The 11,483-nt window shown below is 72.7% G+C and carries 10 protein-coding genes and 1 pseudogene; 8 read left to right on the plus strand and 3 right to left on the minus strand.

Annotation, left to right across the window (positions count from 1 at the left end):
• Nucleotides 1-433, minus strand: a 433-nt coding sequence (locus KBX53_RS09605) for a DUF4231 domain-containing protein (protein ID WP_210858701.1), incomplete at its 3' end; no start/stop codon positions are given.
• Between the two features lie 151 nt (nucleotides 434-584).
• Here KBX53_RS09605 and KBX53_RS36260 point away from each other — a divergent pair.
• Nucleotides 585-923: a hypothetical protein gene (locus tag KBX53_RS36260; RefSeq protein WP_247675369.1), complete on the plus strand. Its 339-nt coding sequence runs from the start codon at nucleotides 585-587 to the stop codon at nucleotides 921-923.
• Nucleotides 924-1,201: 278 nt separating this feature from the next.
• On the opposite strand, the gene KBX53_RS09615 is transcribed toward KBX53_RS36260, so the two are convergent.
• Nucleotides 1,202-1,831 carry a hypothetical protein gene (locus tag KBX53_RS09615; protein WP_210858703.1) on the minus strand — a complete coding sequence of 210 codons (630 nt, stop codon included), beginning with the start codon at nucleotides 1,829-1,831 and terminating at the stop codon, nucleotides 1,202-1,204.
• Nucleotides 1,832-2,015: 184 nt separating this feature from the next.
• Here KBX53_RS09615 and KBX53_RS09620 point away from each other — a divergent pair.
• The 5 genes and pseudogenes from KBX53_RS09620 to KBX53_RS09635 form a co-directional block, all read left to right on the plus strand.
• Nucleotides 2,016-3,779 (plus strand): annotated as a pseudogene (locus KBX53_RS09620) (serine/threonine-protein kinase); the annotation flags it as partial.
• Nucleotides 3,780-3,944: 165 nt separating this feature from the next.
• The gene (locus tag KBX53_RS36265) at nucleotides 3,945-4,316 is read left to right on the plus strand and encodes an RICIN domain-containing protein (RefSeq protein ID WP_309140737.1); all 372 of its coding nucleotides are present in this window, start codon (nucleotides 3,945-3,947) and stop codon (nucleotides 4,314-4,316) included.
• 73 nt (nucleotides 4,317-4,389) lie between these two features.
• Complete coding sequence (locus tag KBX53_RS09625; protein ID WP_030336931.1) at nucleotides 4,390-5,802, plus strand: NAD(P)/FAD-dependent oxidoreductase; 1,413 nt, start codon at nucleotides 4,390-4,392, stop codon at nucleotides 5,800-5,802.
• Nucleotides 5,803-5,888: 86 nt separating this feature from the next.
• Nucleotides 5,889-8,078, plus strand: a complete 2,190-nt coding sequence (locus KBX53_RS09630; RefSeq protein WP_210858707.1) for an FUSC family protein — start codon at nucleotides 5,889-5,891, stop codon at nucleotides 8,076-8,078.
• A gap of 58 nt (nucleotides 8,079-8,136) precedes the next feature.
• Nucleotides 8,137-9,174 (plus strand): aminotransferase class V-fold PLP-dependent enzyme, encoded by a 1,038-nt coding sequence (locus KBX53_RS09635; RefSeq protein WP_210858709.1) that lies wholly within the window; start codon nucleotides 8,137-8,139, stop codon nucleotides 9,172-9,174.
• A 63-nt stretch (nucleotides 9,175-9,237) separates the two neighbouring features.
• Here the strand turns inward: KBX53_RS09635 and KBX53_RS09640 are convergent, their stop codons facing one another.
• Nucleotides 9,238-10,410: an acyl-CoA dehydrogenase family protein gene (locus tag KBX53_RS09640; RefSeq protein ID WP_030336937.1), complete on the minus strand. Its 1,173-nt coding sequence runs from the start codon at nucleotides 10,408-10,410 to the stop codon at nucleotides 9,238-9,240.
• Nucleotides 10,411-10,528: 118 nt separating this feature from the next.
• Here KBX53_RS09640 and KBX53_RS09645 point away from each other — a divergent pair, with 118 nt between their 5' ends.
• Together KBX53_RS09645 and KBX53_RS09650 are read left to right on the plus strand one after the other, a co-directional pair.
• Nucleotides 10,529-11,185, plus strand: a complete 657-nt coding sequence (locus tag KBX53_RS09645) for a TetR/AcrR family transcriptional regulator C-terminal domain-containing protein (RefSeq protein ID WP_210858711.1) — start codon at nucleotides 10,529-10,531, stop codon at nucleotides 11,183-11,185.
• A gap of 56 nt (nucleotides 11,186-11,241) precedes the next feature.
• Nucleotides 11,242-11,483 (plus strand): aldehyde dehydrogenase family protein (locus KBX53_RS09650; RefSeq protein WP_210858713.1); only part of this gene is annotated, 242 nt, incomplete at its 3' end.

Consider the following 11,483-nt stretch of genomic DNA (forward strand, 5'->3'; position numbering starts at 1 on the left):
TCTGTTGCCCGGCCACCGCGGGAGCCGCCAACCCGGCGGCCGACATGTCCCCGGTCAGGCCCAACAATCGGTTGGTGAATTCCTGAACGCTGTCCGATTCGCTCTGCGATCGGGGAAAAGGGTCAGCCGCGACGGTGAATCGCCAGGTGAGTGATTTGATGGATTCGGAGAGGGCCCTGCCGACGTACCACCGTTCATTCGGACGATTGGTGAGGAGAAAGACCTCGACGATCGAGGTGGCGGCGAACGCGCCCGCCGCCAGCGCCGGGCCGAGGGCGAAATTGTCGAGCTTCCAGGTGGCGACTCCCGCGACAGCGGCCACCAGGAGCAGGGACAGCCGCAGCGCGACAAGGGTGGCGTACACGCGTTGGCCGCGCTGCGACTCATCGGACACGGCGCGCTGAAACGGGGGAAGATCCTCGGCCTTCAGCATGTCGTTGACCCTCTCGACAGAACATCCAGGACATCGACAGTCGGACGCCAGCCGCTGTAGACAGTAGACACCCCTGTCCACCCCCACTCCCACCCCCCACTCCCACCCGTCACCCCTGGTGATCAAGAGGTTTGCGTCACGACACACCGGGATGGATGACGGAAAGCTCTTGATCACCAGGGCGGTGGACGTCGATCCGGGTGGGGGCGGGGATGATGTGGGGGTGGAGATGGGGGAGGCACTGAGGTTGGCCCGGTCGCAGTTGTGGTCGGACCGGGCCCGCGCCGGGCGTCACCTGAGCGCTGTCGTTGGGCGGGAACCGGTGGACACCGTGGTGCGGAGCCTGCTCCTCGACAGCGCGAACACCGCGGTCACCGACGCCACCGCCGAGGAACTGCTGCGGCGTCGTGACGCAGCCGGCCTGCGTCTCATCGCGGCAGCGTGGCATGTCGCTGAGCCGGAGCAGGGGATCATCTCACCGGTTGCCTGAGCGCCGCCTTCTTCGAGCTCGCCTGCGCGGAGCCGGAGGACCGGATGCGTTTTCGCGCCGTGCTCCGGAGTCTGCGGGACGATCCCGACCCGGATGTTCAGGCCGGTGCCCGCGACCTGCTTGATCGAGTCGCACGAGCGCTGCCGGGCTGAGCCCAGCGGTGCTGGGCTGAGGTGCACGAGCGCTGCCGGGCTGAGGCGCGCACGGGCGCTGCCGGGCTGAGGCGCATGAGCGCTACCGGACTGAGCGGCAGCAGGCAGCGCCGGGCCGTTCGGGGTTCATGAGGTGACGGGGTGTGGCGTGGCGGTCTTGTCGCAGGGGGTGCCGATGCCGAGGTTGACGCGGTCGGTCCGGCCGTCCGACGTCACGATCAGCGGTACGCAGGCGACCTGCGCGACCCAGGCGCCGCCGACGAAGGCCAGCCACTGCGCCTGCCCACCCTCGGGAGTGCAGGCGTGCACCGTGACGGTCGCCGCGGGCGCGCCGGTGCCGCCCCACCCGAGCCGGGCCCTGTCCTGCCAGCCCGGTGCCACCCGCAGGTCGACGACGGTGCCGGCGCGGACGACGAGCCCCCATTTGGCGAACAGTCGCGCCGCCGGATCGGCCTCCCCGGAATCGCCCGCCGACAGCACCGGGGTGTCAGGCACCGCCACGTCCTCGCCCACCAACCGGTAGCCGGCCGGCGGCGCCGGCAGCGCGTCGACCGATGGCGTGCACGGCGGCCCGGCACCGCTGGCACCGGTGGCCGGCGCCGACCGGTCGGCCGGAGTTGCCCGATCAGCCGGCGCTGAGGTGGGCTGGCGCGGGTCACCTGCCGACGTGCAGGCGGACAGGACCACCGCCAGGCACAGGCCGGCCAACCCGGCCGCGGCACGTCCGGTCCGGCGCTCCGCAGAATTCGAATTCATTCGATATTTATAGCAGGAGGCCGATATACGCGTTGGTAACATCGCGGTGGGCGACACCGCTCGTAACCAATAGCGGAAATGAACGATCGGTAACCAGTCGATCTTGCGTGTGACATATCCAACTGTCGCTTTTCCAGCCGCCAGAAGAATTGGGTACGTAAACCAGGGCAGGTACCTTCCTGTCGTGCCAGACGCCTCTCGACAGTTGATTGCCGATCGCTATCGGCTGGTCCGTCCGCTCGGCCAGGGCGGGATGGGCCGCGTGTGGCAGGCCCGCGACGAGATGCTGCAGCGCGACGTCGCCATCAAGGAGTTGGTGGCACCGCCCGGCCTGCGCGACGACGAACGTCGGGAGATGCGCGAACGGTCCATGCGTGAGGCGCGGGCCGTCGCCCGTCTGGGCCACCCCAATGTGGTACGCGTCTTCGACGTGCTGCATTCCGGCGGCGACCCCTGGATCGTGATGGAGCTCGTGCCGTCCCGGTCCCTGCAACAGGTGCTCGAAGCTGAGGGGTCGATGTCGGCGGACCGCGCCGCCCGGATCGGGCTGGGCATCCTGGGCGCGCTGCGGGCCGCCCACCGCGCCGGTGTGCTGCACCGGGACGTCAAGCCGGCCAACGTGCTGCTCGCCGACGACGGCAGGGTGGTGCTGACCGACTTCGGTCTGGCCACCCTCCCCGGCGACCCACGGATGACCCAGACCGGAATGGTGCTCGGCTCGCCGGCGTTCCTCGCACCCGAGCGGGCCACCGACGGCGACGTGGGGCCGGCGGCCGATCTGTGGTCGCTGGGCGCCACCCTCTACGCGGCCGTCGAGGGACGTACCCCGTACCACCGCTCGTCTCCGATCGCCACGCTGGCGGCCCTGGCCACCGAGCCACCACCGCCGGCGCGACGGGCGGGTCCGCTGACCCCACTCCTGGAGGGACTGCTGCGCCGGGAGCCGGGTCAACGGATCAGCGCCGAGGAGGCGGACCGGCTCCTGCGCCAGGCCGCCACCCCGGATGTGCCGGCGACTGAGGTGAGCGGGGCCGGCGGCGGACCGCTGACCCGGATCACCACCGCCACGGCCGACCTGCCCCGTCCGACGATCGTGCCCGAGTTCGTCCCCGCCGAACCCGGCCCGCCCGCGTCGCCGGCCGTTCCCGACGCCCCCGCGGCACCGACTGTCAATGCCGCGCGGGCTGCCCCAACGTCGCCCGCCGCGCCGGCTGCCCCAACGTCGCCCGCCGCGCGGGCCGCCCCAACGTCGCCCGCCGTCGCTGCCGCGCCCATGTCGCCGGCGGTGCCCCCGTCACCCGCTGCCGCCCCGGTGCCCGGGAAGGGTCGTCAGCGTCGGGCGCGGCTGATCGGGTCGATCGGGGCCGCCGTGCTGCTGGTCGTCCTGCTGGTGGCCGCGTCAGTGCTCAAGGGCGGGCTGTTCGGTGACCCGGGTGCCGACGACGTGGCGGCGCCGGACGTGCACCCGTCGCCGGTCGTCGAGACGCCGGTGTCCAGGGTGCTGCCACCGGCGCCGGCGGGTTGGCGCTACTACCGTGACGATCCGCGCTTCCTCGTACCGGTGCCGGACGGCTGGCAGGCCCGGCGCGACGGTGAGCGCGCCGTGTTCCGCGAGCCGGACGGCAGTCGCGTGCTCGTCGTCGACGAACTCCGGTCCGTCCCCGCGGACCCGCTCGCGCAGCTGCGGGCGCGGGAGACGGCACAACGCGGCCGGTACGCCGAGTATCGGCAGGTCCGGCTCGACGCGCTGCGCTACCAACTGCGGGCCGCCGAGTGGGCGTGGACGTACACCGACCAGGACGGCACGCCGATGCACACGTCGAGCCGGGTGTTCGTCGGCCACAACGGCCACGCGTACTCGATCGACTGGACCACCTCGGCGGCCGAATGGTCCGCGAGCGAGGCCGTCCTCGCGCTGATCACGGATGGTTTCCAGGGCCTACCCGTCGCGGGTGCCCCGCCGTCGCGAGCCGCCAGCGCGCCGCCGTCGGCCAGTGCGCCGCCGCCGTCGCCGGGGACGGGCAGCGGAACGACCACCGCTCCGGGTAACCAGGCGCCGCCGTCCGCTCCGCCACCGTCTCCGACGAAGAGCAGCCCGCCCGCCGGCAAGCAGATCTCCAGCTTCGCCAGTGACCGCTGCATCGACATTCCGGAGGGCAACGCCTACGCCGGCGCGCGACCGCAGATCTGGGACTGTCGACGGACCGCCAAGCAACTGTGGACGTTCCCGTCGGACGGCACCGTCCGCTCGATGGGGATGTGCCTTGATGTCGCCGGCCACTCCACCCAGGACGGGGCGCACGTCATCCTGGCCGAGTGCTCCGGCGCGTCGTCGCAGAGGTTCACCCTCAACAAGGCGTACGACCTGGTGAACACCAAGGCGGACAGGTGCGTCGACGTGGTCGACTCGAACCCGGACAACGGCGCCCGGTTGCAGATCTGGCAGTGCACCGGCAACGCCAACCAGAAGTGGCGGGCCAGCTGAGCGCTGACGGCGGGGGCGCCGGTGGTTACGGTCGTGGATGCCACGCCTTCCCGACCGTCCGAGGAGTGATCGCATGCCCCCCTCTCCGTCCCGGCTCTTCGCGGAGATAGCGACGGCCGAACGACCGGCCGAGACCAGAGTCGTCATGCGACGTGCGGTGGTGCTCGGTGGCAGCATGGCCGGGCTGCTGGCCGCCCGGGTGCTCAGCGATCACGCCGAGGAGGTGCTGATCGTCGAACGGGACCCGTCCGACGTCGACGCCGGGCCACGGCCGGGGGTGCCGCAGGGCAGTCAGGTGCACGCGTTGCTGCCCGCCGGTCAGGTCCAGTTGGAGCGTTGGTTCCCCGGCATCGCCGACGAGGCGCTCGCGCTCGGCGCTCCGCCGCCGCCGCGCGACCCGGGCACGGCGAAGGTCTTCGTGAACGGCATGTTGGGCCTGCCACCCGCGGCGACCGGCACCGGGCCGGCGCTGATCACCACGCGTCCGTTCCTGGAGGCGCTGGTCCGGCGGCGCACCCTCGCCGTCGACAACATCCGGATGGTGTACGGCCGGGCGGAGGGCCTGCTCTTCGACGAGCGGCGGGTCACCGGCGTCCGGTACGTGCCCGAGGGCGGCACCGAGCCCGTCGTCGAGGCGGCCGACCTGGTGGTCGACGCGATGGGACGGTCCAGCCGGTTGAGCGACTGGCTGGCCGAGCACGGGTGGCCGCGTCCGCCCATGCAGCGCATGCCAATCAAACTGAACTACGCCACGGCGCTCTTCAGGCGCGACGAGAAGGTCAGCGACGCGTGGGTGGCGGTCTTCCACACCATGGCGGGCAGGGGGCGTACCGCCCGGATCGGTGGCATCAACTCGGTCGAGGGGGACCGCTGGATCATGCTGGTGGCCGGCTACGACGGTGACCGGCCCAGCCGCGACGTCGCCGACTTCACCGCCCGCTGCCGGGAGCACTACCCACAGATGTTCGGTGACATCGCCGAACACGGGGAGATGCTCGGCGGGGTGGTCACGTACCACCAGGCCGACAGCCGACGCCGCGACTTCCACAAGCTCGACCGCCTCCCCGCCGGGCTGGTCGCCGCGGGCGACGCGGTCGCGTCCTTCAATCCGGTGTACGGCCAGGGCATGACCTCCGCGACGCTGCACGCCTCCTGCCTGTCCAGGTACCTGCGATCCGGGCCGAGGCCGCACGACGAGCCGGCGCGGGCGTACTTCGACCAGGTCCGGGTGGTGGTCGACGCGGCCTGGCAGATCTCCACCACCGCCGACATCGAGCTGCCGCACGTCGACGGGCCGTACCCGCCCGGCTACAAGGTCACCAAGTGGTTCGGGGACCTGCTCTTCCGGGCGTCGCTGACCGACCCGGTGCTCAACGCCCGGCTGGGTCGGGTCACCACCATGCTCGACCATCCGGCCGCCCTGAGCCGCCCCGGCACCCTGTTGCGGGCTCTCCGGCTCGGTCTGCTGGGCAGCTCCCGGCGATGATTCGCCGGTAACCCGCCGCCCGTGGCGGGGCGCGGTGGAGAATGGTGGGCCGGGGAGGGCTGCTGCGACGGACCGGGGGAGCGGTAGTGCTCGGAACCAGCCTCCTTGGCCGGCTTCGCCGCCGTGACCCGGGTGACGTCATCCTGCGACGCGCGGCACGACTGACGCTCGTCGCGTCGGTCGTCTTCTTCGGCTGCCGCTACGGTGCGGGCAACTCCACCCTCGCCACGTACGGGTTGTTCGGCACGATCGCCGCCGGGTCGTTCGCGAAGCTGCCGGGTCCGGCGCCGCAGCGGGCGCGGATCCTCGTGCTGTCACTACCGGTGGTGTGGGCGCTGATCGCGGTGGGCTCGTTCCTGGCGTGGAGCACGTGGGCGGCCGCCGGCGGCATGCTCGTCGTCGGGTTCGTGGTGGCGTTCGCCGGGGTCGGCAACCCGCGCCTGGTGGGGTTGGCGAGCGCGTTCCAGCTCTTCTACATCCTGGCGTCGTTCCCGCCGTACCAGCCGGGCACCCTGCCGGCCCGACTCGGCGGGGTGACGCTCGCCGTCGTGCTGCTCGCCGCGGCGGAGGTCGTCCTCTGGCCCGACCCGGTGCCGGTCTCCTACCGGCAGCGCCTCGCCGCGGCGGCGGACGGCCTCGCCGCCTTCCTCGACGACACCGCCGCCACGTTGGCCGACCCGCACACCGCCGGGGCCGACCGGGACACGCGGCGCGCGCGGGCGTACGACGCGATGGCGGCGATCGAGCTGGGCCGTACCCCCGCGACGTGGGCGCCCACCGCGGCGGGCGCGCAGGACCGGGCGTTGCGGATCTGCGCCGCCGCGCTGCGGGAGGCGCTCGTCGAGGCGGACCGGCTGGCGGCGGACGCCCCGCCGGAGCCGATTCCGGACCTGGCGGCGGCGCGTCTGCTGCGCTCGTGCGCGGAGACGACCCGCGTCGCCGGTCGGAGCCTGTCGCCGGGTGCGCCGGCGGTGACCCTCGCCGACCTGGACGTCGCGGTCGCACGGGCCGAGGCGGCGTACCCCGTGGGAGCGGGCGGCGTCCGCGACACGCCGGACGTGCAGCGGTTGTGCCGCGACGCCACGGCGCTGGCCCTCGCCGACCAGGTGCGGGTCTTCGCCGTCGGTTGCCGGGTGGCCGCCGGGGCGCGGCTCGACGACCCGCACGCCTCCTCGGGGCTGTTCGAGTACGCCCGGCACAGCCCGTGGACGCTGTACTGGTGGCAGTTCCGCTCCCACCTGGCGCCGCGCTCGGCCCACCTGCACAGCTCACTGCGGCTGGCCGTGGCCCTGGCCATCGCCCGGGTGGCGGCCGGGGTGTTGCACCTGAACCACGGCTTCTGGGTGCTGCTGGCCACCCTCACGGTCCTGCGCACCTCGGCCGCCGACACCCGCACCGAACTGCGGCCGGCCGTGCTGGGCACGATCATCGGGGCGGTTGTCAGCGGCGGGGTGATGCTCGTCGTCGACGAACCGGTCGTCTACGCCGTCGTCCTTCCGATCACCCTGCTGCTGGCCCTGGGGGTTGGCCGCCTGCTCGGTCCGGTGTGGCAGCAGGCGCTGTTCACGGTCCTGCTGACTGTCGTCTTCGCCCAACTCGGCCCGGAAGGCTGGCGGCTCGCCGAGGCCCGCCTCGTCGACGTGCTGCTCGGTACGGTGATCGGCGTGCTCGCCGGGGTGGCGATGTGGCCGCGCGGCGCGGGCCACGACCTGCGGCACAACGCCGCCCGCTACCTGGCGGTCAACGCTGACGCCGTCGATCAGACGGTCCAGGCGGTGCTCGGCGCTTCGCCGCCACCCGACGCCGCGCTCGACCGGGTCCGCCGCCGGATGGTCCTGGTCGACGCGTCGTACTGGCAGTACCACTCCGAGCGGCACGATCCACGCCGGCCGCAGGTGAACTGGGGTGCCGTCCTGAGCGCCGGGCACCACGTCCTGCCCGGCGCACAGTCGCTGCTGCGCCGCAACCCGCCCGGCTGCCTCGCCGGCTGGCCCGAGGCGGCGGCGCTGCTGGCGGACTCCGCCGGCCGCCTGCGCTCGGCGTACGACACCCTCGCCGACGAGGTCGCCCACGGCCGGACAGCGGGCCCGGCACCGGTCTCGATGACCTGTGTCGACCAGCTGGACCGGATCCGTCCGCTGCTGCGCGGGGCCGACCTGCAGTCCGTCCGGCACCTGGTGGAGGTCGATCGGTGGCTCGCCGCTCTCGCCGACAGCCTCAGCCACATCCAGCGGCCCACCGCCGACGAGTCGGCCGGACGCCGCCGGGAGCCGTGAGGCCGCGGGTCGCGGATTGGCAGTCCCCGTCGCGCCGGGCTCGACATAGCGTCGAGGCATGGAGATCGAGCAGGCGCAGAAGCTGTGGCAGCCGGAGCCGGGCTGGTTGAACACCGCCAGCTACGGGCTGCCGCCGGAGCCGGCGTGGGCGGCGATGCAGGAGGCCCTTACCGCCTGGCGGGTTGGTCGTACGTCGTGGGAGGGCTGGGGCGAGTCGACGCACCGGGCCCGGGTAGCGTTCGCCGGCCTGATCGGGGTGCCGGTCGGTGACGTGGCGGTCGGCGCGGCCGTGTCCCAACTCCTCGCGCCGGTCGCGGCGGCGCTACCGGCCGGTGCCACGGTGGTGGTCCCCGAGGTCGAGTTCACCTCGAATCTCTTCCCCTGGCTGGTGCAGCGGGAGCGGGGTGTCACGGTCCGTACGGTGCCGCTGGAGTCGCTGGTCGACGCCATCGACGCCGACACCGACCTGGTCGCGTTCAGCCTGGTGCAGTCGGCCGACGGGGCGGTCGCGGCGTACGACGAGATCGTGGCCGCGGCCCGCGCGCACGACGCGCTGGTGGCGGTGGACGCGACGCAGGCGTGCGGGTGGTTGCCGTTCGACGGCAGCCGGGCCGACGTGGTGGCGGTGGGCGGCTACAAGTGGCTGATGAATCCGCGGGGGACCGGGTTCGCCTATCTGGCGCCCGCGCTGCGGGAGCGGCTGCGCCCCGACGCCGCCGGCTGGTACGCGGGCGGCGACCCGCACGCCTCCTACTACGGTCCGCCGCTGCGGTTGGCCGACGACGCCCGCCGGTTCGACATCTCACCGGCCTGGTTCAGCTGGGTCGGCGCGGCGCCCGCCCTGGAGGTGGTCGCCGAGATCGGCGTGTCGGCGATCGGGGCGCACAACGTGGCACTGGCCAACCGGTTCCTGACCGGGTTGGGTCGGCCACCGGGGGAGAGCGCCATCGTCAGCGTGGACGTGCCCGACGCGCAGCAGCGCCTCGCGGCGGCCGGCATCCGGGCGGCGGTGCGCGCCGGCCGGGTCCGGGCCTCCTTCCACATCTACTCCACCGAGGCCGATGTGGACGCCGCGCTGACGGCGTTGACCGGCTGAAATCCGCCGCCGGGGACGACCGGGCGCGCACCCGGCCGTCCCCGACGGCGTACGGCATCCGGCTCAGGCCAGGTGGCCGCCGATCTTCGTGTAGCCGCGCAGCAGGTCTCGGGAGATGATCAACCGTTGCATCTCGTCGGTGCCCTCGAAGATCCGGTAGAGCCGGACCTGCCGGTACCAGCGTTCGATCGGCAGCTCCCGGGTGTAGCCCATGCCGCCGTGGATCTGAAGCACCCGGTCGACCACCCGGTTGACCATGCCGGCGCCGTAGAGCTTGCCCATCGACGAGGCGTGCCGGGGGTCCAGCCCTTGGTCGACCGTCCACGCGGAGCGCAGCACCAGCCAGCGTGCCGCCTCCAACTCGGTCTCCGAGTCGGCGATCATCCACTGGATGGCCTGGTTGGTGCCGATCGTCGCGCCGAACGTCTCCCGGGTGTTGGCGTAGTCGATGGCCATCTGCAGGACCCGCTCGGCGATGCCGATGGCGTGCGACGGGATGGTGTAGCGGCCCTTGCCGATCCACTCCATGCCGAGCGTGAAGCCCTGCCCGATCTCGCCGAGGATGTTGCGGTGCGGCACGCGGACGCCCTCAAAGATCAGCGACGCCGGCCCGCCCTCGCCCATCGTCTGGATGAACTCCGAACGCCAGCCCATCGACCGGTCCACCAGGAACGCCGTGGCGCCGCCGTTGCGGGCGCCCTTCTCCCGGTCGGTCACCGCGACCACGATGGCGAAGTCGGCGTCGTGGCCGCCGGTGATGAAGGTCTTCTCGCCGTCGAGGATCCAGTCGTCGCCGTCACGGCGGGCGGACAGCCGAATATTGGCCGCGTCCGAACCGGCGCCCGGTTCGGTGATCGCGAAGCAGGAGCGGCGCTCACCCTCGATGGTCGGGATGAGGAACTCCCGCTTCTGCTCCTCGGTGGCGTGGAACAGGATGTTGTCCGCCTCGCCGCCGAAGCGGAACGGCACGAACGTGCGGCCCAGTTCGGTCCAGATCAACGACTGGAGGACGGCCGGCAGGTTCATCCCCCCGTACTCTTCCGGTGTGGCCAGGCCCCAGAAGCCGAACTTGCGCGCCTTGAGTTGCAGTTCCCGCACCTCGGAGTGGTCCAGGCCCGGCTGGTGCGCCCGTTCCCGGCGGAGCACCTCCGCCTCCAGGGGCATCACCTCGCGGGTGATGAACGCGCGCACGGTGTCTCGGACGGCGCGTTCCTCGTCGGACAGTGCGAAGTCCACGGTTCCCCCTCGGTCGGCGTGGCGGTGCGCCGCTGCGGGACGCAGCGGTCACACCTAAACTAGCGGTGTAAGTTTTCATTCGTCCAGACCCCACGACCCGAGACCCTCAAGGAGTGCAGTGCCCCGACCCCGCCAGCCCCGGCTCACCCGGCAGCTGATCGTCGAGAGCGCCACCGCGCTCATCGACGCCGAGGGCCTGCCCGCCTTCTCCACCCGCCGGCTCGCCGCCGAACTGGGCGTCCGCGGGCCGTCGCTCTACAACCACTTCGCCACCAAGGACGAGATCCTCGACGCGGTCGCCGACACGGTCACCGGTGCTGTCGACACCAGCGGCTTCGTCAGCCGGGACTGGGTCACCGCGCTGCGCGACTGGGCCTGGTCGTACCGGCGGGCGCTCACCGCGCACCCGAACATCGTGCCCTACCTGGCGCAGGGGCCGGGTCGTCGCCCGGCCGCCCTCGCCATGGCCGACGCCGTCTACGGCGGCCTGGTCCGGGCCGGCTGGCCGCCGGCCCGCGCCACCCACATCGGCGCGGCGTTGCGCTACTTCGTGGCCGGGTCGGCGCTCGGCTCGTTCGCCCGCGGTTTCGTCGAGGACCCGGAGTTGTACGCGGCGCACTACCCGCACCTGCGCCAGGCGCACCGGCTCGCCGAGCATCAGCAGAGCGTCGACGAGGGCGCCTTCGCCCTGGGCCTGGACGCCCTGCTGCACGGGCTGGCCGCCGAGTACGCCCGCACCGTCGACCCGGTGGAGTCCGCCGGGCCCACCGGGTAGCGTCCAAACTCCCAGCGCTAGTTTCATCGCCCATCGCCCACCCTCGAAGGGACGACATGGACCTCGCCGCCGCCCCGCCGTCGCAGTTGCCCGACCCCCTGCGCCTGCGGCGCCACCTGCACGTCGACGGGGAGTGGACGTCGCCCGCCGGCACCGACCTGATCGACGTGGAGAACCCGAGCACCGGGGAGCTGATCGGGCAGGTGCCGGCCGGCACCCCGGCCGACGTGGACCGCGCCGTGGCCGCGGCCCGCGCCGCGTTTCCCGGCTGGTCGGCCGCCGCCCCCGCGCAGCGCTC

The organism is Micromonospora sp. M51 (genome assembly GCF_018070305.1).
GTDB lineage: Bacteria > Actinomycetota > Actinomycetes > Mycobacteriales > Micromonosporaceae > Micromonospora > Micromonospora parva.